Origin of the sequence: Streptomyces cyaneofuscatus (genome assembly GCF_033109485.1) — a bacterium.
GTDB lineage: Bacteria > Actinomycetota > Actinomycetes > Streptomycetales > Streptomycetaceae > Streptomyces > Streptomyces cyaneofuscatus.
Genome location: NZ_CP137002.1, coordinates 4,423,564 through 4,445,085, shown reverse-complemented (window position 1 = coordinate 4,445,085; position 21,522 = coordinate 4,423,564). Strand labels below are relative to the sequence as shown.

Below are 21,522 nucleotides of genomic sequence, written 5' to 3'. Positions count from 1 at the left end.
GTAGGCCGGGGCCTGACTGGTTAGGCTCGAATACGTGAGCAGGTTCCAGGTCGTCAGCGGCAAGGGTGGTACCGGTAAGACCACGGTCGCCGCCGCCCTCGCGCTCGCCCTCGCGACCGAGGGCAGGCGTACCCTCCTCGTCGAGGTCGAGGGCAGACAGGGCATCGCGCAGCTCTTCGGTGCCGACGCGTTGCCCTATGAGGAGCGCAAAATCGCCGTCGTGCCGGGCGGCGGCGAGGTGCACGCGCTGGCGATCGACGCCGAGCAGGCGCTCCTCGACTACCTCCAGATGTTCTACAAGCTCGGCGGCGCGGGCCGGGCGCTCAAGAAGCTCGGCGCGATCGACTTCGCCACCACCATCGCGCCCGGGGTCCGGGACGTCCTGCTGACCGGCAAGGCCTGCGAGGCCGTACGCCGCAAGGACAAGCAGGGCCGGTTCGTCTACGACTACGTGATCATGGACGCCCCGCCCACCGGCCGCATCACGCGCTTCCTGAACGTCAACGACGAGGTCGCGGGGCTGGCCAGGATCGGCCCGATACACAACCAGGCCCAGGCCGTGATGCGGGTCCTGAAGTCCCCGCAGACCGCCGTCCACCTGGTGACCCTGCTGGAGGAGATGCCGGTCCAGGAGACCGCGGACGGCATCGCCGAACTGCGCGCCGCCGACCTCCCCGTGGGCCGCGTCATCGTGAACATGGTGCGCCCGCACCTGGTCGACGAGGAGACCCTGCGCACCGGCGCGACCGGCCGCCGCAAGGAGATCGCCAAGGCGCTGACCCGCGCCGGGGTGACCGGCTCCGCCGCCCTCGTACGGCCCCTTATCGAGCAGGCCTCCGAACATGCCCAGCGCGTCGGCCTGGAGCGCGAGCAGCGTGCCGTCCTGGCCGGGCTCGGCCTGCCGACCGCCGAGCTGCCGCTGGTCGGCGACGGGGTGGACCTCGCCGCACTGCACGACCTGGCCACGGAGCTCCGTAAACAGGGCGTAGGGGAAGGGGCGGACGCATGACGCAGGCCACGGACCACATCCCGGAGCCGGCCCTCGGGGCGGCCCCCGGGCTGGACACCGACGCGCTGCTCGACGATCCGGGCATCCGGATCATCGTCTGCTGCGGCTCCGGCGGCGTCGGCAAGACCACGACGGCCGCCGCCCTCGGCGTACGGGCGGCCGAGCGCGGCCGGAAGGTCGTCGTCCTCACCATCGACCCGGCCCGCCGGCTCGCGCAGTCCATGGGCATCGACCAGCTGGACAACGTCCCGCGCCGGGTCGACGGCATCGCGGGCGACGGCGAACTGCACGCCATGATGCTCGACATGAAGCGGACCTTCGACGAGACCGTGGAGGCGCACGCGGACGCGGAAAGGGCACGCGCGATCCTGGAGAACCCCTTCTACCAGTCCCTGTCGGCCGGCTTCGCCGGTACGCAGGAGTACATGGCGATGGAGAAGCTCGGGCAGCTGCGGGCGCGCGACGAGTGGGACCTGATCATCGTCGACACCCCTCCCTCGCGCTCCGCGCTGGACTTCCTGGACGCGCCGAAGCGGCTCGGCTCGTTCCTGGACGGGAAGTTCATCCGGCTGCTGATGGCGCCCGCGAAGGTGGGCGGCCGGGCCGGGATGAAGTTCCTCAATGTCGGTATGTCGATGATGACCGGGACCCTGGGCAAGCTGCTCGGCGGCCAGTTCCTCCGGGACGTGCAGACGTTCGTCGCCGCGATGGACACCATGTTCGGCGGCTTCCGCAGCCGGGCGGACGCCACGTACAAACTGCTCCAGGCCCCCGGTACGGCCTTCCTCGTGGTCGCGACCCCGGAGCGGGACGCACTGCGCGAGGCCGCGTACTTCGTGGAGCGGCTGGCGGCGGAGGACATGCCGCTGGCCGGTCTCGTCCTCAACCGGGCGCACGGCAGCGAGGCCGCCCGGCTCTCCGCCGAGCAGGCGCTGACCGCCGCAGAAAATCTTGACGACGCCCGCATTGTGGATCAGGCGGCCGGGAAGGCTGGCCTTGGTGACCCGGAGGCCCCCGACCCTGTGGTCACCGCCCCCGAAGCCGGCACGACGCAGCTCTCCCCCGAACACAAGCACGAGCACGACCCCGAGAACACCGAAGAAGACGCCCAGGCCAACGCACACAGCCAGAGCAACAGCCACGCGAACCAGCCCGAGCCGCATGCGAAGGGCACGACGGACTCCACCGCCGAAGTCCCTGTGGACATCGACGAACTGACGGCAGGTCTGCTGCGTCTGCACGCCGAGCGCATGCAGGTCGTCGCGCGGGAACAGCACACCCGCGACCGCTTCATCGAGCTGCACCCCGAGGTCCTGGTGACCGCGGTGGCCGCACTGCCCGGCGACGTGCACGACCTGGACGGGCTGCGGGCCATCGGCGACCGCCTGGCCTCCGGTTCCGCCCCGGCTCCGGCCGGAGCGACGTAGACCTCCCGGAACTGCGTAGACCTCCCGCAGCGCCCTAGCCCACAGCCGCGTACGTCTCGTGCAGTTCGTCGTCCTCCAGCCCGATCACCGCGGGCATGATGCCGGTGGACCGCTCGTACTCACTGCGTGCGGTCTCCAGCAAGCGGCGCCAGGACGTGACGGTGGGCCGGCGGCGCAGCAGTGCGCGGCGCTCCCGCTCCGTCATTCCGCCCCACACGCCGAACTCGACGCGATTGTCCAGCGCGTCGGCCAGGCACTCGGTCCGCACCGGGCATCCGGTGCACACCGCCTTGGCCCTGTTCTGCGCTGCCCCTTGTACGAACAGTTCATCCGGATCGGTAGTGCGGCAGGCTGCCTGCGCACTCCAGTCGGTTACCCAGCCCATGCCGGCGCCGTCCTCTCCCGAATCGAGGCTCCCCCACGGCGGTAGCGGCATATTCACCGCTGCCAGTTGAGGACGTTACGGAAGGTGGGGACAGCACAACACCCCCTTCGGGCCCAATCTTGAATGGTCCGAACGGACTATGCGTATGCGGCAGATCACCCAGGGGAGTGAGGGGAAGACATGCGCGACTAACTCCGCGAAAACGGGACAGCACACCCGAATGGCAACGGACGTTCAGTGACACACGGGGCGAATTCGGGAGCGCCGGGATGTGCGAATCACCTGTGCGTCGGCCGGGAGAAGAATGACCAGAAGAGGTGCATGGGGTTGCAGGGGGGTTGATACGGAACCGGACTGCTGTGACAGTTGAGAGCAGCTTAGGCCAAGGCCTGTCCGCCTGTCCGGCGAATGAGAACGTAGGCGCCTCATGGGGGTGTGCCCGTTCGCCGTGCCTTTCTGTACACCGGGGGCGCGAGCCCGTCCGCATCCGGATGTCACGGTCTGGTACGCGAACGCTCCGAGAGGCCCCCGTTCCTACAGAACGCTCATAACTACGGATTAGGCTGCCCCCATGCCAAAGAAGCGCTCGGGCGGGGGTCTCACCACGACCCAGCAGGCCGCCAAGTTCCTCGGTGTCGCCGCACTCTCCGGAGCAGTCCTGGCAGGCATCGCGCTGCCCGCAGCCGGAGCGTTGGGGCTCGCCGCCAAGGGGACGGTCGAAGGGTTCGACGAGATCCCCTCCAACCTGAAGACTCCGCCGCTCAGCCAGCGGACCACGATCCTGGACCGCGACGGCGGCGCGATCGCGACGGTGTACTCGCGCGACCGCACCGTGGTCCCGCTCAAGGACATCTCCCCGTACATGCAGGACGCGATCATCGCGATCGAGGACTCCCGCTTCTACGAGCACGGGGCGGTCGACCTCAAGGGCATCCTGCGCGCGATGAACCGCAACGTACAGACGGGCGGGACCGCGCAGGGCGCGTCGACCCTCACCCAGCAGTACGTGAAGAACGTTTTCGTCGAGGAGGCCGGCGACGACCAGGAGAAGGTCGCGCAGGCCACCCAGCAGACGCTCGGCCGCAAGGTCCGTGAGCTGAAGTACGCGATCCAGGTCGAGGAAGAGCTCGGCAAGAAGAAGATCCTGGAGAACTACCTCAACATCACGTTCTTCGGCCAGCAGGCGTACGGCGTCGAGGCCGCCTCCCAGCGGTACTTCTCCAAGCACGCCAAGGACCTGAAGGTGGAGGAGGCCGCGCTGCTCGCCGGCATCGTCCAGTCGCCGACCCGCTACGACCCGGTCAACGACACGGAAGAGGCCACCAAGCGCCGTAACACCGTGCTGACCCGGATGGCCGCCACCCGCGCCATCACCCAGGCCGAGGCCGACAAGGCCATGGAGACGCCGATCAAGCTGAAGGTCAGCAAGCCGAAGAACGGCTGCATCACGGCCGTCAGCGGCTCCGGGTTCTTCTGCGACTACGTACGCAAGACGATCCTGACCGACCCGGCGTTCGGCAAGACCGAGGAGGAGCGCTCCAAGCTCTGGAACCTCGGCGGGCTCACCGTCCGGACCACGCTCGACCCGCGCGCCCAGCAGGCCGCCAACGAGGCCGCGACCGCAAGGGTCAACAAGGACGACAAGTTCGCGGCCTCCGTGGTGCAGGTGCAGCCGGGCAGCGGCAAGATCCTCTCCATGGGCCAGTCCCGCCCGTACGGCCTGGACCAGAAGCAGAACGAGACCATGCTCAACCTCGCCGTCAGCAACAAGATGGGCGGCAGCACGTACGGATTCCAGGTCGGCTCGACGTTCAAGCCGTTCACCGCGGCGGCGGCGCTGGAGAAGGGCATCACCCCGGCGACGTCGTTCTCGACGGACTGGAAGATGACCCTCAAGGAGCAGGACTTCCGCAACTGCACCGGCTCCCCGGCGGGCTACGCGGACTGGCCCCTGCAGAACGAGCTGGAGTCCGAGAAGGGCTCCTGGGACATGACCAGCGCGCTCGGCAAGTCCATCAACACCTACTTCGCGCTGCTGGAGCAGAAGGCCGGCCTCTGCGAGACCGTGGAGATGGCGAAGAAGCTCGGCTACGAGCGCGGGGACGGCAAGAAGATCGTGGAGGCCCCCTCGATCACCCTCGGCAGTGAGGTGAGCACCCCGCTCTCCATGGCCGCCGCGTACGCCGGGTTCGCCAACCGGGGCACGTACTGCACGCCGATCGCCATCGAGTCGATCACCGACCCGAACGGCAAGAAGCTCAAGGTCCCGCAGACGAAGTGCTCGCGGGCGATGAGCGAGAACACCGCGGACACCATCAACCAGATGCTCAAGGGCGTCGTCGAGGACGGCACCGGTACGCAGGCCGGTCTGAGCGACCGGGACAACGCGGGCAAGACCGGTACGACGAACGACCGCAAGGACGCCTGGTTCGTCGGGTACACGCCGAACCTCTCCACCGCGGTGTGGGTCGGTGACGACGTCGGCGAGAAGAGCTCGATGTTCAACGTCACCATCGGCGGCCAGTACTACGACAAGGTCTGCGGCGGCTGCCTGCCCGGACCGATCTGGCGGATCGCCATGACCGGCGCGCTCAACGCCGCCGAGACTCCGACGTTCAACCCCGTCTCCGTCCCCCGGGCGAAGGTCAAGGAGGACAAGGAGAAGGAGGACGGCGACCGCGACGGCGACGAGGACCGCGAGGACGGCAAGCCCGGCCGCGACCGGCCCGGCATCCAGCTCCCGGGCGGCCTGATCGGCGGCGGTGGCGGCGACCAGCAGGGCGGCGGCAGGTCCGGCCCCTGACCTGCTCGTACGACTCGCACGAAGGGGGGCGCCCCGGCCGATGATCGGCCGGGGCGCCCCCCTTTTTCACGCCTGTACGGGGCTCAGCCCGCGAGGAGCTTCTTCACCGCGGCGGCGACCCGGCCGCCCTCGGCGAGGCCCGCCACCTTGGGGTTGACGATCTTCATGACGGCGCCCATGGCGCGCGGACCCTCGGCCCCGCCGGCCTTCGCCTCCTCGACGGCGGACGCCACGATCGCGTTCAGCTCGTCGTCGGAGAGCTGCTTGGGGAGGTAGCCGTCCAGCAGCTCGCCCTCCGCCTTCTCCCGCTCCGCCTGCTCGGTCCGGCCGCCCTGGGCGAACGCCTCGGCCGCCTCGCGGCGCTTCTTCGCCTCCTTGGCGATCACCTTCTGCACCTCGTCGTCGGAGAGCTCGCGCGCCGACTTGCCGCTGACCTCTTCCTTGGTGATCGCGGTGAGGGTGAGCCGAAGGGTGGACGAGGTCAGCTCGTCACGCGCCTTCATGGCCGTGTGGAGGTCTTCCTTGAGCTTGGACTTGAGCGTGGTCATGCCGTGATTGTGACAGGTGCGGGGTGCCCGCCGCCCTCCGGTTTTCCGCTCCAGGCACCGTGTCTGCGACGATGGACACATGCGCGCACGCTACGGAGTACCCCTGAAAGTCACGGCAGTCGGTGCGGCGGTCGGCGCCGCCGGCCTCGCCTACGCCGCCGGATTCGAGGCCCGCTCGTTCCGCCTGCGGCGGGTCACCGTTCCCGTACTCCCGCACGGCGCACGTCCGTTGCGCGTCCTCCAGGTGTCCGACATCCACATGGTGAGCGGCCAGCGCAAGAAGCGCGCCTGGCTCCAGTCGCTGGCAGGCCTGCGCCCGGACTTCGTGGTGAACACGGGCGACAACCTCTCCGACCCGGAGGCGGTGCCCGAGGTGCTGGACGCGCTCGGGCCGCTGATGGAGTTCCCGGGGGTGTACGTCTTCGGCTCCAACGACTACTACGGGCCCAAGCTGCGCAACCCGGGCCGCTACCTCCTGGAGAAGATCCAGGGCAAGCACGGCCTCAACGGCAACGAGCCCGCGGTCGGCGTCGTGCACAACCCGTGGGAGCCGATGCGCGACGCCTTCGACGAGGCGGGCTGGCTGAACCTGACGAACACCCGGGGCCGGCTCAAGCTGGACGGCACGGAGATCGCGTTCACGGGCCTGGACGACCCGCACATCAAGCGCGACCGCTACGCCGAGGTCCAGGGCGGCCCGGAAACCGGCGCCGACCTCTCCATCGGCGTGGTCCACGCCCCGTACCTGCGCTCCCTGGACGCCTTCACGGCCGACGGCTACCCCCTGATCCTGGCGGGCCACACACACGGCGGCCAGCTGTGCATCCCCTTCTACGGGGCCCTGGTCACCAACTGCGACCTGGACACCGACCGGGTCAAGGGCCTGTCCACCCACACGGCAGGCGACCACCGCGCCTACCTCCACGTCTCCGCAGGCTGCGGCACCAACCGCTACACCCCGGTCCGCTTCGCCTGCCCGCCCGAGGTCACGCTGCTGACGCTGGTGGGGCGGGAATGAGGGGCACAGCCGGGGCTGGGGGCCGGGCTGGGGGGGGCGGGCTGGGGGCCGGAGAAAGCGGATTTCGCCTCCGGCCGCAGGTGGGCTAAAGTAATCGATGTCGCCGGGAGACCGGTGGACATCGGGGTGTAGCGCAGCTTGGCAGCGCGCTTCGTTCGGGACGAAGAGGTCGTGGGTTCAAATCCCGCCACCCCGACAGCTGAAACACCAGGTCAGGGGCCTGATCCACTTAGTGGATCAGGCCCCTGAGTGGTTTCCGGGGGCCTCTTGGGAACCGTTTGGGAGCCGATAACTCTGCCGGTCGGAAACGGTCAGTCGGGCGGTGGAGTCTTCCTCTCACCTCCCGAAGGGGCGTCCGCGAGGTCGATGATGCGGCGGAGCTCCGAGATGTGCCCCGCCAGGGCCCGTCGGCCGTCACGGGTGAGCGCGATCCAGGTACGCGGGTACGACGCCCCCCGCGCCCTGGTCACCTCCACGTATCCCGCCCCCTCCAGCACTTTGAGGTGCTTGCTGAGGACGGAATCGCTCACCCCGAGGCTCTCGCGCACCCGGGAGAACACCATGCTGTCGACGGCCGCCAGCATGGCGCAGATCTGCAGCCGGTTCGGCGCGTGGATCACCGCGTCGTAGCGGGGTTCGGTCACCGGCCCGCCCGCCGTTCCCGGCGTACGGTCGCGTCGACGCGGTGCCCCATCACCACGGTGCCACACCGGCGACCAAGCCCGCGCCGGCGATGGCCCAGCGGACGTCGAAGCCCCACTCCAGCGTCATGCCGGAGGACGCGAGCACCAGGCAGGCCAGCAGGTACGCCCCGAAGTGCCTGGCCGCGTCGGAGGTGCTCGTATAGCGGTCGAAGGTGACGCCGCTGGTCCGCCTGATACCCCAGCCGAGCCCCAGGACCGCCAGGACGAATGGCCCCCATGGCCCAGTCGGTCCACCGCAGGCTGATGGCCGCGCAGGCGAGCGCGAAGGCGAGCCCGAGGCCGCTGTGGAACCACCAGGGGCTCGACACACTGTCAGCGACGCGCGCCATGGAGGTGGCCACTTCACCCAGCGCGCGACGAGCCGCCTCGGCGTCGGGCAGCCCTGAAGAGGTCGGCGAGGGCAAGTCACTTTCCATATTGGAAAGTAAAACGAACCACCGCCCACCACGGCAGGTACTTTCTGTCGCAGAACCGCAGAAGGAGTGCCGCAGCAGGAGCGGGGCGGTCGTCGCTTTGGGCCGTCCGGATGAAAACGCCGTCGGCCATAGCTGCCCCTCGCCGCTGCGAATGGGTTTGAACCGCCGCCGGCCATGTGCGCGTGGACGCACAACCTTTCCTTCAACTCGCCTGTTTCTCCACGGAGTTAAGGGTTCATCTACGCGCGGAGCATCACCCGCCCGACGACCATCCGGTCATATCAGACGACTTCTTGCGTGGGCATTACCGGTGGGTACCACGAGCTGCTAGACACTGCATCGCACCTTCAACCCCCCACCCACCCCCACACTTCGAAGGTCGGCAGCCATGTCCGTACGTCGGTTCTGGGCATCCCTATCCACTCTCGCACTCGCCGCCGTGGCCGCTCTCGGTGTTGCCGGGACCGCCGTCGCGGCGGACTCCGCCGCCGCGGGCGGTTATGTCGCGCTCGGCGACTCCTACTCCTCCGGTGTCGGCGCCGGGGACTACCTCCCCGACAGCGGCGACTGCCGTCGCAGCGCCAACGCCTACCCGCAGCTGTGGGCGGCGGCGAACTCCCCCACCTCGTTCACCTTCGTCGCCTGCTCGGGGGCGACCACCTCTTCCGTCGCCAGTGGTCAGCTGGGCGCGCTCGACGCGTCCACCGCACTGGTCAGCGTTACGGCCGGAGGCAACGACGTCGGGTTCGCCGATGTCATGCAGGACTGCGTGCTGGGGAGCGAGGCCACCTGTATCAGCAGCGTGAACGCCGCTGTCGCCGAGATGAACAACTCCCTTCCCGGCAGCCTCGACTCGCTGTACGCCGGTATCCGCTCCGGGGCGCCCTCCGCCCAGGTCGTCGTCCTCGGGTATCCGCGCTTCTACCAGCTCTCCGGCAGCTGCATCGCGGGGCTCACCGAGGCCGAGCGGGCCGCGATCAACGATGCGTCGGACGTGCTGAACGGGGTCCTCGCCAAGCGGGCCGCCGATGCCGGCTTCACCTTTTCCAGCGTGGTCGACGAGTTCACCGGGCATGAGCTGTGCTCCGGCGACGCCTGGCTCCACAGCGTGACCGTGCCCGTCCAGAACTCGTACCACCCCACCGCCGCCGGGCAGTCGGGTGGCTATCTGCCCGCCTTCCGGTCTGTGGTTTAGCGGAGGGCTGTTCCTGTTTCTGTTTCTGTGTGGAGGCGGTTCACCGGTGATCCGGGGGCCGCCTTCCTCAGTAGCGCTCCACCAAGTGTTCGCGGCCCGCCGGGGGTTTGTACGACTCCGGCCAGAAGTCCGTCACTCCGGTGATCAGGCCCCGGTCGTCGAAGGTGAAGAAGTGGATCGCGTGTGTCTCCTCCGGGCCGACCGTGACCTCGGTCCGCGCCGCCGCTTGGAGGCCCTCGGCGTCGGCGACGATCCGCTCGATCCGGATGTGCCAGTCGCCCGGGTACTCCTGGTTGAAACGCACGTAGCGCTCCTTGCCGTGGATGCGCTCCCTGGTCTGCGGGAGCTCGTACACCACGTCGTCCGCCAGCGTCGCCGCGAACGCGGCCCAGTCGCGGGCATCGGCCGTCGCCCAGTACGTCTCCACCGCCGTGCGCAGGGCGCCCGTGGTGATGCCTCTACTCGTCTCGTCGGTCATGGGAGTGAGTGTGGCGTGTGGCACTGACAATGGCCCGGAGCGCTGCTGTTACGCCTCGGTCGGCTTGGGGCGTGTCGCCTTCAGCGAGTACATCAGCGGGATCCGGGGACGGTCCGCCGGGAAGCGGTAGTGGCCGTCCGCGTGGCGCTCCAGCGTGCCGAAGCGCGGGAAGAGCGAGACGTCGTGCTCGTGGAGGAACTCGATCCGCAGGCCGGCCGCCGCGAGCGCCGTCACCACCTCGCCCACCGGGTGCTGCCACTCGACGCTGCGGTTGTGCACGGTCGGCGCGTCGAAGTCGGCGTATGTCCCGGGGGTCTCGTCCACCCAGGCCTCACGGCTGAAGTAGTCGTGGGTGACGACCGAGCCGGTCCCGTCGTCCAGCGTGTCGGTGAGGGGATGGAACTCCGCCAGGTAGAGGAAGCCGCCGGGGGCGACCAGCGAGGCCGCCGTCTCGGCCCAGCGCTCCATGTCGGGCAGCCAGTTCAGCGCGCCGATGCCCGTGTAGACGATGTCGTACGAGGAGTCGGGGACGACCGCCGCGGCGTCGTACACATCGGCCGCCACGAACGCCGCGCGGTCCGGGCCCAGGCCCAGCGATTCCGCCAGGCCCCGGGCGGTCTCCACGGCGGGCTCGGAGAAGTCCAGGCCCACCACCTGCGCGGCGCCGTGGCGCGCCCAGGACAGGGTGTCCAGGCCGATGTGGCACTGGAGGTGCAGCAGGGTCTTTCCCGTGACGTCGCCGACCTCCGCCAGCTCGAACGGGCGCAGCGCGTCCTTGCCCGCCCGGAACGCCTCCAGGTCGTAGAAGTCGCTCGCCGCATGTATCGGCACGCGCTCGTCCCAGCGTGCGCGGTTGGCGTCCTGCCAGTCGTCCGGCGTCGGGGAGTACATATCCGAAAAGTTACCCAGGGGGCGGGAACGGCGCGAGCGGTTATCCACAGGCGGAGGAGGCCGGTCATATCGCGGAGGGGGCGGTCATATCTTCCTAGGGGGGTTGTGGATGGGCTGCTCCGGTCGGGCGGGGGATCGGGTTGGATGGAGGGCATGAGCGAATCAGAGAACGTTTCGACCATGCCGGAGTGGGAGCAGCGGTTCCGCGCGCCCAGGGTGACCCTGCCCGACTGGGCCGAGGACGCGCCTGACCGCTCGCTCTTCGTCTCCAACGCCACCGGGACCTATGAGCTGTACGCGTGGGACCGGGCCGGCGGGCAGCAGCGCCAGGTGACCGACCGACCCAACGGGACCACCGACGGCGTGCTGACGCCGGACGGTGAGGCTATCTGGTGGTTCAGCGACACCGACGGCGACGAGTTCGGTGTGTGGATGCGCCAGCCCTTCGGCGGCGGGGAGGACGAGCCCGCCGCCCCGGGCCTCGCGCCCTCGTATCCGGCGGGCCTCGCCATCGGGCGCGACGGGTCCGCGGTGATCGGCCGTTCCACGGATGAGGACGGGACGACCATCCACCTGGTGCCGGCCCCGGGCAGCGGCGAGGCCGTCGAGATCTATCGGCATCGCGAGTCCGCCGGGGTAGGGGACCTCTCCCACGACGGGACGCTCATCGCGCTGGAGCACACGGAGCACGGCGACGCCATGCACTCCGCCCTGCGCGTGGTGCGCCCCGACGGCTCCACGGTGGCCGAGCTGGACGACACCGAGGGCGGCACCAAGGAGCTCGGGCTCGCCGTGCTGGGCTTCGCGCCGGTGGCCGGTGACCCCCGGCTCCTCGTGGGGCACCAGCGCCGGGGCCGGTGGGAGCCGATGATCTGGGACCCGGTCGCGGGCACGGAGACCGCGCTCCCGGTCGACCTGCCCGGGGATGTGGGTGCCGAGTGGTATCCGGACGGGTCCGCCCTGCTCATCGAGCACAGCTTCGAGGCCCGCAGCGAGCTGTGGCGGTACGAGCCGGGGGCCGCGGAGCCTGTGCGGGTGGAGACCCCCGCCGGGACGGTGTCGGGGGCGACGGCCCGGCCGGACGGGACGGTGGAGTACCTCTGGTCCTCGGCCGCGCAGCCGCCCGTGGTGCGGTCGACGAGCGGTGCGGTGGTCCTGGATCCGCCGGGCGCAAAGGCTCCGGCCTCGGTGGCCGTCGAGGACGCGTGGGTGGAGGGGCCGGGGGGACGGATCCATGCCCTCGTGCAGAAGCCTGCGGGGGATGGCCCGTTTCCCACCGTTTTCGAGATCCACGGTGGGCCGACCTGGCACGACAGTGACGCCTTCGCCTCCGGGCCCGCCGCCTGGGTGGACCACGGCTTCGCCGTCGTGCGGGTCAACTACCGGGGCTCGACCGGGTACGGCCGCGCCTGGACGGACGCCCTCAAGCACCGGGTCGGGCTGATCGAGCTGGAGGACATCGCGGCCGTGCGGGACTGGTCGGTGAAGTCCGGGCTCGCGGACCCGGAGCGCCTGGTGCTGGCCGGCGGCTCCTGGGGCGGCTATCTCACCCTGCTCGGCCTCGGCACCCAGCCCGACGCCTGGGCGCTGGGTCTCGCGGCGGTGCCGGTCGCGGACTACGTCACGGCGTACCACGACGAGATGGAGGCCCTGAAGGCGATGGACCGCACGCTGTTGGGCGGTACGCCGGAGGATGTGCCCGAGCGCTTCGAGGCCTCGTCCCCGCTGACGTACGTCGACGCGGTGCGCGCTCCCGTCTACATCTCGGCGGGCGTCAACGATCCGCGCTGCCCCATCCGTCAGGTGGAGAATTACGTGGACCGTCTGGCGGCGCGCGGCGCGGTGCACGAGGTCTACCGGTACGACGCCGGGCACGGCTCGCTGGTGGTGGAGGAGCGCATCAAGCAGGTGCGGCTGGAGCTGGAGTTCGCCCTGAAGCACCTGGGGGGTGGTGACGTCCTGGGGGTCTGAGGGTCGGGCGGTCCCCCACGGGGGCGTAAGAGGCGGATAAAGGGGCGACCCCGCTCCGGAGGGCCGGAGCGGGGAACCGTACCTTGGTGGGGTGTACCGGTTCCTGCTGACCCCGCGATGGTGGGGGATCAACCTCTTCGTCGTGCTGGCCATCCCGTTCTGCGTGTTCATGGGCACCTGGCAGCTCGGCCGCTTCGAGGACCGTGTGCAGTCGCACGAGCAGGCGACGCAGCAGCCCGATCCGAGCACCCGGGCCGCCAAGCCGCTGGACGAGCTGCTGCCCGTCGACAAGGTGACGTCCGGCCGCCCGGCCGTCGCGACCGGGACGTACGCCGACCAGTTCCTGGTCCCCGGCCGTGAGCTGGACGAACGGCGCGGCTTCTACGTCCTGAGCCTGCTGCGGACCGAGGGGGGCAAGGCCCTGCCGGTGGTACGCGGGTGGCTGCCCGGCACTGCGGGCAGCGTCCCCGTGCCGGCCGCGCCGCAGGGCGAGGTCACCGTCACCGGGGACCTCCAGGCCTCCGAGAACATCCACAGTGACGGCGTCGACACCAGGGGCGGGCTCCCCGAGGGCCAGCTCGGCATGATCAGTGCCGCATCCCTGGTGAACCTGGTCGACTACGACGTGTACGACGCCTGGGTGACGCTTCCCGAGGCGGAGGCGGGCGGTGCGGGCGGCGCGTTGAAGCCGGTGCCCGCCGCCGCCCCGCAGGGCAGCGGGCTCGACCTCAAGGCGTTCCAGAACCTGGGGTACACGGGCGAGTGGTTCGTCTTCGCGGGCTTCGTGCTCTTCATGTGGTTCCGGCTGGTCCGCCGCGAGGCCGAGGCCGTCCGCGATGTCGCCCTCGGCCTCGTCCCGGCGGGCGAGGAGGCGCCGGAGGGCGAGAAAGCCGACGCCGACGTTGCGGGAGCCGAGGGAGCCGAGCGAGCCGAGGCCGTACCGGCGTCTGAGACGACGAAGGCCGCGCAGGGGTCGTAAGGCCCGTAGCTCTGGTAGGGCTCGTCGGGCTCTCAGGGGTCCGGTGAGCTCGTGGGGCTCTCAGGGGTCCGGTGCGTCTGTCGCGTTCTCGGGCGCGGCGGTGGTCCGGCTACGACGTGGGCAGTACGCCCGTCCGGTAGATCGTGCCCGCGCAGGCGTTGTCGATCTTCGTCTCGGCCGTGGGCGCGCCTGTCTCCGGGGTGTGCGTGACGGCGATGCTGCCGTCCGCCGAGGAGCCGTCCTCCCGCAGCGACTGGGTGTCGGTGCCGGACTGGCCGGAGCTCTCGCCCGTCGATCCCCCGGTGCTCGTGCCCGTGTCCGGCGACGGGGTGGGGGTCGGTGAGGGGGCCACGGTCGGGCAGGTGTCGTCGGGGACCCAGGCGAACTGCACCTCGTAGGCCATGGAGGGCTTCAGCAGCACCGTGCCCGGCTCTTGCGAGGGGTCGGGCAGGCCGGGGGCCGCGTCGCCCGCGGTGTGCTGGATGACGTTGATCTTGAGCGGGTCGGCGGCGCCGAGGGCGGTGAAGCCGACGGTGCCGTTGCTGCTGACCGTACAGTCCGCGCCGGAGACGTTCGCGATCTTGAAGCTGCCGTAGACCGTGCCGTCGGCGCCCGGGGTGCCCGCTCCCGCGGAGGCGACGCCGAGCTGGCCCGGGTCGCAGACCGGCAGGGCGGCGAGATCCGCCGGCGGGGGCGCGGAGGGGCCGCCCGTCGTGGCGCCGTCCACCGGGTCCTCGGTGCGGTCCGCCGAGGGGTTCTCCTCGGAAGGCTCCGGTGCGCCAACGCTGCCCCGGCTCTCCTGGTAGGTGGGCTCCACGGTCCGGTCGCCCGGCGCCTGGGGCCCCGGCTCCGCCCCCTTGCCGCCCTGGGCCTGCTCGCCGTGTCCGGCGATGGCGGGGGACGCGGTGGCCGGGCCGTCGGAGTTGGCCACGTGCACGAAGGCGGGGACGGCGGTGCCGATCAGCAGCGCCGCCGCGGCCGCGCCGACGGCGGCCTGCCGCCGGCGGGCCCGCCGGGCGGGCACCGCGCGCTGGAGGTGCTCCAGGGTCCGGTCGGAGGGTTCGAGGTCCCCCACGGCACCGTGCAGCATCCGGCGCAGGACGACCTCGTCCAGCTCGCGGTCACCGGTTCCGAGCCCGTCACCGGTTCCGAGCCCGCTCCGGACGCCCGCGAAGAGGTCGGTGAGCGTACCGGCGGGTTCGGAAGAGTCCGCGGGGCTGGTGGAGGAGTCGGCGGAGTCGGCGGAGTCGCTCTCGGCCGGCTCTCGGGGTGCGCTCTTCCCGCCCGGAGCGCCCGGGCCGCGCGGACCGTCCGGTCGGTCCGGCTGCTCCGGATCGGTGTGCGGAGTCTTCTCCGGCCCGTGGTTCACAATTCCGTTTCCCGTCGGGTCATTCTCGTGCCTGTGCTCGTGCCGGTGGCCGGGCCCGCTCATGTCTGGGCCTCCATCACGACGCGCAGCGCCGCGATACCGCGGGAACCGTACGCCTTGACGGAGCCCAGCGAAACTCCGAGCGTCTCCGCGACCTGGGCCTCCGTCATGTCCGCGAAGTAGCGCAGGACCAGCACCTCGCGCTGGCGCCGCTGGAGGCCTTTCATGGCCTTGATCAGGGCGTCCCGCTCCAGCTGGTCGTAGGCGCCCTCCTCCGCGCTCGCCATGTCCGGCATGGGCTTGGAGAGCAGCTTGAGCCCGAGGATGCGGCGGCGGAGCGCGGAGCGCGACAGGTTGACGACGGTCTGGCGCAGATACGCGAGCGTCTTCTCCGGCTCCCGGACGCGGTTGCGCGCGGAGTGCACCCGGATGAACGCCTCCTGCACCACGTCCTCGCAGGACGCGGTGTCGTCCAGCAGCAGGGCCGCGAGGCCGAGCAGCGAACGGTAGTGGGCGCGGTAGGTCTCGGTGAGATGGTCGACCGTGGTTCCTGCTGCCACCGACTCGTCAGCACCCCCGCGCTGCGAGGGCAGCTGGGCCGGGCGTGCGGCGGGCATGGGCGCGATCACCGGCATGCCGCCGGGCGCGCGGGGCCGCCGGGGCGGACGCATGGTCGCGCCTCGCAACGGGCCCACCACTGTGATGTCGAGAACCTCTGCCACGCCTGTTGGACACGCTGCCCCCCGTCAGGGTTGTACGCGTACGGCGCCACGTTCGGCGCTGTGCGACATGCCCTCATACGTACCTGCTCTTCCCCAAATGCCCCGTAAACGCGTCCCCGTCACGCAAGAAGTGACGGCATAGACGCTGCCCGGCCGACGTGCGGTTGCAGAAGGCCGGGAGATCATCGTCGGATATGACAACGCCCCAGCTCAAGAGGTTCAGACCAGGTAATTACTCATAGGGCGTTCACAGATCCTACAAAACAGGTTCGACCGCCAGGTTCGACCGCGATGTTCGGTCAAAGGGGCTCGCTCAGGCGAGGGTAATTTCGGCGGCCACCGATTCCGCGATCTGCGCCACGTTCAAAGCCGCACCTTTACGGAGATTATCGCCGCAAATGAACATTTCCAGGGCACGGGGGTCATCCATCGAGCGCCGTACCCGGCCGACCCAGGTGGGGTCGGTGCCCACGACGTCGGACGGGGTGGGGAAGTCCCCGGACGCCGGGCTGTCGAAGAGCACGACGCCGGGCGCGGTCGCCAGGATCTCGTGGGCCCGGTCGACGGCGACCTCGTTCTCGAAGCGCGCGTGGACGGACATGGAGTGCGTCGCGACGACGGGGACGTACACGCAGGTCGCGGTGGTCTTGAGGTCCGGCAGGCCCAGTACCTTGCGGCACTCCTCGCGGATGGCGAGCTCCTCGGAGGACCAGCCGTTCCCGGCGTCCGTACCGGCCCAGGGCACGACGTTCAGGGCCACGGGTGCCGCGAAGGGGCTGAAGGGGCTGGTTGCCGTGGGCGCGCCGTCGCCCAGGGCCCGGCGTACGTCTCCGGGGTGGGTGCCCAGCTCCGTACCGGCCACCAGCGACAGCTGTTCGCGCAGGGCCGTGACGCCGTCGCGGCCCGCGCCGCTGACCGCCTGGTAGGAGGAGACGATCAGTTCGCGCAGCCCGAATTCCGCGTGCAGCGCGCCGACCGCGACGATCAGCGACAGCGTGGTGCAGTTCGGGGACGCGACGATGCCGCGCGGTCTGAGCCGGGCGGCGTGCGCGTTGATCTCGGGGACGACCAGCGGAACGTCGTCCTCCAGGCGGAAGGCCGCCGAGTCGTCGATGACGACGGCACCCTTGGCCGCGGCGATCGGGGCCCAGCGGGCGGACACGTCGTCCGGCACCAGGAAGAGGGCCACGTCCACGCCGTCGAACACGTCCTCGGCGAGCGCGAGGACCTCGCTCTCCTCACCGCGCACGACCAGCTTCCGGCCGGCCGAGCGCGGTGAGGCGACGAGTCTGACCTCGCCCCAGACGTCCGCGTGCTGCGAGAGGATCCGGAGCATGACGCCGCCGATCGCCCCGGTCGCACCGACGACCGCGAGCGAAGGGCGGCGTGCGGTCATCGGCCGGTGCCTCCGTAGACGACGGCCTCGTCGGAGTCGCTGTCGAGACCGAAGGCGGTGTGCACGGCGCGCACGGCCTCGTTGACGTCGTCGGCCCGCGTGACCACCGAGATGCGGATCTCGGAGGTCGAGATCAGCTCGATGTTCACGCCCGCGTCGGAGAGCGCCTCGAAGAAGCCGGCGGTGACGCCCGGGTTGGTCTTCATACCCGCGCCGACCAGGGAGATCTTGGCGATCTGGTCGTCGTAGCGCAGCGACTCGAAGCCGATGGAGCCCTTGGCCCGCTCCAGGGCGTCGATGGCCTTGCGGCCCTCGGCCTTGGGGAGGGTGAAGGAGATGTCCGTCAGGCCGGTCGACGCGGCGGAGACGTTCTGCACCACCATGTCGATGTTGACCTCGGCGTTGGCGATGGCGCGGAAGATCGCGGCCGCCTCGCCCGGCTTGTCCGGGACGCCGACGACGGTGACCTTGGCCTCCGAGACGTCGTGGGCGACTCCGGAGATGATCGCGTGCTCCACCTTCTGGTCCCCTTGCGGCTCGTTGCTGACCCAGGTGCCGCGCAGTCCGGAGAAGGACGAGCGGACGTGGATCGGGATGTTGTAACGGCGTGCGTACTCGACGCAGCGGTGCAGCAGCACCTTGGAGCCGGACGCGGCCAGCTCCAGCATGTCCTCGAAGGAGATCCAGTCGATCTTCTTCGCCTTCTTCACGACCCGGGGGTCCGCGGTGAAGACGCCGTCGACGTCGGTGTAGATCTCACAGACCTCGGCGTCCAGCGCGGCGGCCAGCGCGACGGCGGTCGTGTCCGACCCGCCGCGGCCGAGGGTGGTGATGTTCTTGCCCTCCTGGCTCACGCCCTGGAACCCGGCGACGATGGCGATGTTGCCCTCGTCGATCGAGGTCCGGATGCGGCCCGGCGTGACGTCGATGATGCGCGCTTTGTTGTGGACCGAGTCGGTGATGACACCGGCCTGGCTGCCCGTGAACGACTGGGCCTCGTGGCCCAGGTTCTTGATCGCCATCGCCAGCAGGGCCATGGAGATCCGCTCGCCGGCGGTCAGCAGCATGTCGAACTCACGGCCGGCAGGGATAGGTGAGACCTGCTCGGCGAGATCTATCAACTCGTCCGTCGTGTCGCCCATCGCGGACACCACGACAACCACCTGGTTGCCGTTCCTCTTGGCGTCGACGACTCGCTTGGCGACCCGCTTGATGCCCTCGGCATCGGCTACGGAGGAGCCTCCGTACTTCTGCACGACAAGGCCCACGTGCGCTCCTCGCTCAGTCATTACTGCGGTCGGCTCAGTTTAACGAGCAGCCCGGAATCGACCCGTCCATACCAGATGGTGAGATGTCCCGCCCACAACCCGGTACGGCGTGTCGACCCGAACCGCTCGTACGGGGCTGCTGCCCATCCCGGAGGAGCGCACTCCCTTTTGTGTCCCAGCCCACACGTTCCAGCCCACACCCTCAGGACGGAATGCGCGAGCCGGGAGGAGCCGGCCGGGGCTCGCAGGCCGGGGGGCCGTCCGAGGCGTCGGTCGCGCGGCGGCGCCGCTCGGTGGCCTCGATGTAGTCGCCGAGGGAGCGGCGGGTGTCGAGCAGCGCGTCGATGCGCGCGTCGATCCCCCGGAGCCGGGCCCGCAGGACGTCCAGCACCTCGGCGCACGGTTCGAGCTCGGGGGACGGACCCGTCGCGCAGGGGAGGGTGTACGCGATCTCCTGGGTGGACAGACCGGCCGCGAGGAGGTTGCGGATCTGGGTGACGGTGAGGACGACGTCGTCGGTGTACTCGCGGTATCCGCCGGGGCTCCGGGTGGGCCGTAACAGTCCCTGGGATTCGTAGTACCGCAGAAGGTGCGCGTGGACCCCGGTCCGCCGGCTCAGTTCCCCGATCAACATGCCTGCTCCTCCTTGACCTTCGTACCGGCCCGCCTTGACCTTCATACCGGTGTGAAGGTTGATGATGCCCCCATGACCACGACACCCTTCAACCCGCACGCCCTCCTCGCGAAGAGCAGCCTCGGCACGCTCGCGACGGTCAAGTCGGACGGCCGGCCCCAGCTCTCCCCCGTCCAGCCCTTCTTCGACCAGGAGGCCGGCGTCATCTATGTATCGACCAGTCACGGAACGGCCAAGACGGCGAACCTGCGCCGGGACGCGCGCGCCACGCTGATGGTGCTGAGCTCCGACGGGTGGGAGTGGGCCACCGCCGAGGGCGTCGCCACGCTCACCGGGCCGGGCGAGGACCCGAACGGCCCGGAGGTCGAGGCGCTGGTGGACTACTACCGCAAGGCGGCCGGTGAGCACCCGGACTGGGACGAGTACCGCGAGGCGATGGTGTCGGGCCGCCGGGTGCTCATCACGATGACCGTGGACCACGTGTACGGCGCCCGGGTCTCCTGACGGCACGCCGCCGCACAGCCTCCTGCCCTCGCGGTCCGACCGACGGGCCGCGAGGGCAGGAGGGTTCGGTGTCACCCGGCCGGGTGACCTGACGGCGTCACTCGGCCGATGCGGCTCCGCCGTGCAGGAGCGTCTCGCCGTCCTGCTCCCGGAGTACGGCGATGAGTCCGCGCAGTCCCGCCTCCGTACGGGCGATCTCCTCGTCGGTCAGATACACCGACGGCTCGAAGCGCAGGGTGTTGGTCGCGCTCGCGGTCGGGAAGATCCGCAGCGAGTGGACCCGCAGGAGGTAGCCGGAGAACAGGTAGCCGAGGAGTCCGGCGCCCGCCTGCTCCCGGATGATCTCCGAGGTGGAGCCGGACTGGTCGTGGAACTCCAGGCCGAGCATCAGGCCCCGGCCCCGGACGTCCGCGACGATGTCGCCGAACTCCTTGCGCAGCCCCTCCAGCACCGCCAGCAGCTGGTTGCCCCGCGTCTCGGCGAGCCGGTACGCCTTCCCCTCGTCGGCCTCCAGCAGCTCGACGGTCTTGGCCGCGACGAGCGTGGAGAAGCTGTCCTTGGCGTACGTGGAGCTGTGGACGAGCTCGAAGTCCGTACGGTAGCGGGAGCCGCGCACCAGGGTCAGCCCCGCCTTGGCGATGCCGCCGCCGAGGCTCTTGGCGAGGGTGATGTAGTCGCCCCGCAGGCCGATGTGGGAGGCGGCGAAGAAGGCTCCGGAGCGGCCCATGCCGCTCTGCACCTCGTCGACGACGATCGGGATGTCGGCCGTGGCGCAGGCGTCCTGGATCCGCCGGGCGGTCTCCCGGTCGAAGACCCGGATGCCGGCCTCGCCCTGGATGGGCTCCAGCAGGAACGCGCCGATGACCGGCAGTTCGCGCTCGACGACGCGGACCGTCCCGTCCTCCGCCTGGAGGTCGAACAGAGAGCGGCGCTCCTCGTCGATGGCCTCCGTCAGCGCCTCGGGACGGCTGACGTCCACGAAGCGGCACCGGGCGGCGAGCGCGGTGAACGGGGTGCGGTAGCCGGGGTTGTGGGTGAACTGGACGCTGCCGATCAGCTTCCCGTGGAAGGAGCCCTCCGGCGCTAGGAACACCGGGGCCGTGCCGGCCCGTTCGGCGTTGACCCGGTCGACGGCGGCGAGCACGCGCTCGATCCCCTCCCCGCCCTCCCGCGCGGGGTCGCCCTCCACACCGAGTGCGGCGAGCGCCTCGGCGGAGACCTCCAGCCGCGCGCCCGTCCCGGCGGCGGCCCTGGCCTCCTCGGCGTGGGCCGCGACCCCTTCGAGGAGTTCGGCGAGCTTCAGCACCCGGTCGAGTTCCGCGTGCTTGACGGCCACTTCGTTGGCCTCGGCACCGCTGTTGGCGAAGATCGCCGAATAGGGCTCGGGGTCGCCGAACTCCCGGTGGATGATGCCGTTGATCTTCCAGGCCAGGTCATTGGCGTACGGGTGACGCGAGAACTGGGCGTGGACCGGCGTCCCTCCGTCCAGCAGCGACTTCGCGTACGCCACGATCTCGGGGTTGTTGTGCCCGAGGACGACCGACCCGTAGCCGCCGACCAGGTCGAGCACCGGTATTTCCGCCCCATCGGCCCGGCGGTAGAAAAGGGTGTTTCCACCGGAACGGACGTACTCGACGTCCAGGCCCAGCGTGGACAGCCAATTCGCCAGGTGCGGTTCAGCAAGTTCGAGCTTCTCTACCACGGGGTTCATCTCCACCCTCTGACCGACAGTGCCGCATGACTCCGTACTGTGACTCCGTACTGGCGGCGAACAATAGCCCCTTTATTCGAAGCGTCTGTAATGG

General features: G+C 70.2%; 19 protein-coding genes and 1 tRNA gene. 9 read left to right on the top strand and 11 right to left on the bottom strand.

Annotated features, from left to right (window positions below):
- Positions 1-34: 34 nt before the first annotated feature.
- Both R2B67_RS19630 and R2B67_RS19625 read left to right on the top strand, forming a co-directional pair.
- Entirely contained in the window at positions 35-1,009 is a 975-nt protein-coding gene (locus R2B67_RS19630; RefSeq protein WP_317819860.1) for an ATPase BagA, read from the top strand.
- On the top strand, positions 1,006-2,436 hold the full coding sequence (locus R2B67_RS19625) for an ATPase BagB (RefSeq protein WP_317819859.1): 1,431 nt from the start codon (positions 1,006-1,008) through the stop codon (positions 2,434-2,436). Before R2B67_RS19630 ends, R2B67_RS19625 begins: the two co-directional genes overlap by 4 nt.
- Before the next feature lie 34 nt (positions 2,437-2,470).
- On the opposite strand, the gene R2B67_RS19620 is transcribed toward R2B67_RS19625, so the two are convergent.
- Positions 2,471-2,821, bottom strand: coding sequence for a WhiB family transcriptional regulator (locus tag R2B67_RS19620; protein ID WP_317819858.1), 351 nt, complete (start codon positions 2,819-2,821; stop codon positions 2,471-2,473).
- A gap of 571 nt (positions 2,822-3,392) precedes the next feature.
- Here R2B67_RS19620 and R2B67_RS19615 point away from each other — a divergent pair.
- Positions 3,393-5,624: a transglycosylase domain-containing protein gene (locus R2B67_RS19615; protein ID WP_317819857.1), complete on the top strand. Its 2,232-nt coding sequence runs from the start codon at positions 3,393-3,395 to the stop codon at positions 5,622-5,624.
- An 83-nt stretch (positions 5,625-5,707) separates the two neighbouring features.
- Here R2B67_RS19615 and R2B67_RS19610 read toward each other — a convergent pair whose 3' ends face one another.
- Complete coding sequence (locus R2B67_RS19610) at positions 5,708-6,172, bottom strand: GatB/YqeY domain-containing protein (RefSeq protein WP_317819855.1); 465 nt, start codon at positions 6,170-6,172, stop codon at positions 5,708-5,710.
- A gap of 79 nt (positions 6,173-6,251) precedes the next feature.
- Between R2B67_RS19610 and R2B67_RS19605 the strand changes: the two genes are divergently transcribed.
- Together R2B67_RS19605 and R2B67_RS19600 are read left to right on the top strand one after the other, a co-directional pair.
- Complete coding sequence (locus R2B67_RS19605; protein ID WP_317819854.1) at positions 6,252-7,190, top strand: metallophosphoesterase; 939 nt, start codon at positions 6,252-6,254, stop codon at positions 7,188-7,190.
- A gap of 122 nt (positions 7,191-7,312) precedes the next feature.
- Positions 7,313-7,386, top strand: a tRNA-Pro gene (locus R2B67_RS19600).
- 115 nt (positions 7,387-7,501) lie between these two features.
- Here R2B67_RS19600 and R2B67_RS19595 read toward each other — a convergent pair.
- A complete protein-coding gene (locus tag R2B67_RS19595; RefSeq protein WP_317819852.1) occupies positions 7,502-7,834 on the bottom strand; it encodes a transcriptional regulator in 333 nt (110 codons plus the stop codon).
- 864 nt (positions 7,835-8,698) lie between these two features.
- Between R2B67_RS19595 and R2B67_RS19590 the strand changes: the two genes are divergently transcribed.
- The gene (locus R2B67_RS19590) at positions 8,699-9,505 is read left to right on the top strand and encodes an SGNH/GDSL hydrolase family protein (RefSeq protein WP_317819851.1); all 807 of its coding nucleotides are present in this window, start codon (positions 8,699-8,701) and stop codon (positions 9,503-9,505) included.
- 67 nt (positions 9,506-9,572) lie between these two features.
- Here the strand turns inward: R2B67_RS19590 and R2B67_RS19585 are convergent, their stop codons facing one another.
- The gene (locus R2B67_RS19585; RefSeq protein WP_317819849.1) at positions 9,573-9,983 is read right to left on the bottom strand and encodes a nuclear transport factor 2 family protein; all 411 of its coding nucleotides are present in this window, start codon (positions 9,981-9,983) and stop codon (positions 9,573-9,575) included.
- A gap of 48 nt (positions 9,984-10,031) precedes the next feature.
- Complete coding sequence (locus R2B67_RS19580) at positions 10,032-10,874, bottom strand: class I SAM-dependent methyltransferase (protein WP_317819847.1); 843 nt, start codon at positions 10,872-10,874, stop codon at positions 10,032-10,034.
- 144 nt (positions 10,875-11,018) lie between these two features.
- Here R2B67_RS19580 and R2B67_RS19575 point away from each other — a divergent pair, with 144 nt between their 5' ends.
- Entirely contained in the window at positions 11,019-12,845 is a 1,827-nt protein-coding gene (locus tag R2B67_RS19575; RefSeq protein WP_317819846.1) for a S9 family peptidase, read from the top strand.
- Positions 12,846-12,936: 91 nt separating this feature from the next.
- Positions 12,937-13,824 carry an SURF1 family protein gene (locus R2B67_RS19570; protein ID WP_317819845.1) on the top strand — a complete coding sequence of 296 codons (888 nt, stop codon included), beginning with the start codon at positions 12,937-12,939 and terminating at the stop codon, positions 13,822-13,824.
- 109 nt (positions 13,825-13,933) lie between these two features.
- On the opposite strand, the gene R2B67_RS19565 is transcribed toward R2B67_RS19570, so the two are convergent.
- The 5 genes from R2B67_RS19565 to R2B67_RS19545 all read right to left on the bottom strand — a co-directional run bounded on the left by R2B67_RS19565 (position 13,934) and on the right by R2B67_RS19545 (position 19,213).
- A complete protein-coding gene (locus tag R2B67_RS19565) occupies positions 13,934-15,193 on the bottom strand; it encodes a hypothetical protein (protein WP_317819844.1) in 1,260 nt (419 codons plus the stop codon).
- A 59-nt stretch (positions 15,194-15,252) separates the two neighbouring features.
- On the bottom strand, positions 15,253-15,915 hold the full coding sequence (locus R2B67_RS19560; protein ID WP_204164152.1) for a SigE family RNA polymerase sigma factor: 663 nt from the start codon (positions 15,913-15,915) through the stop codon (positions 15,253-15,255).
- 313 nt (positions 15,916-16,228) lie between these two features.
- Positions 16,229-17,311 (bottom strand): aspartate-semialdehyde dehydrogenase, encoded by a 1,083-nt coding sequence (locus R2B67_RS19555; protein ID WP_317819843.1) that lies wholly within the window; start codon positions 17,309-17,311, stop codon positions 16,229-16,231.
- On the bottom strand, positions 17,308-18,579 hold the full coding sequence (locus R2B67_RS19550; protein ID WP_018514188.1) for an aspartate kinase: 1,272 nt from the start codon (positions 18,577-18,579) through the stop codon (positions 17,308-17,310). Before R2B67_RS19550 ends, R2B67_RS19555 begins: the two co-directional genes overlap by 4 nt.
- 202 nt (positions 18,580-18,781) lie before the next feature.
- Positions 18,782-19,213: a MerR family transcriptional regulator gene (locus R2B67_RS19545; protein WP_317819841.1), complete on the bottom strand. Its 432-nt coding sequence runs from the start codon at positions 19,211-19,213 to the stop codon at positions 18,782-18,784.
- Between the two features lie 72 nt (positions 19,214-19,285).
- Between R2B67_RS19545 and R2B67_RS19540 the strand changes: the two genes are divergently transcribed.
- Positions 19,286-19,717, top strand: a complete 432-nt coding sequence (locus tag R2B67_RS19540) for a PPOX class F420-dependent oxidoreductase (protein WP_317819840.1) — start codon at positions 19,286-19,288, stop codon at positions 19,715-19,717.
- Positions 19,718-19,814: 97 nt separating this feature from the next.
- Here the strand turns inward: R2B67_RS19540 and R2B67_RS19535 are convergent, their stop codons facing one another.
- Positions 19,815-21,428: an aspartate aminotransferase family protein gene (locus R2B67_RS19535; protein ID WP_317819839.1), complete on the bottom strand. Its 1,614-nt coding sequence runs from the start codon at positions 21,426-21,428 to the stop codon at positions 19,815-19,817.
- Positions 21,429-21,522 lie beyond the last annotated feature (94 nt).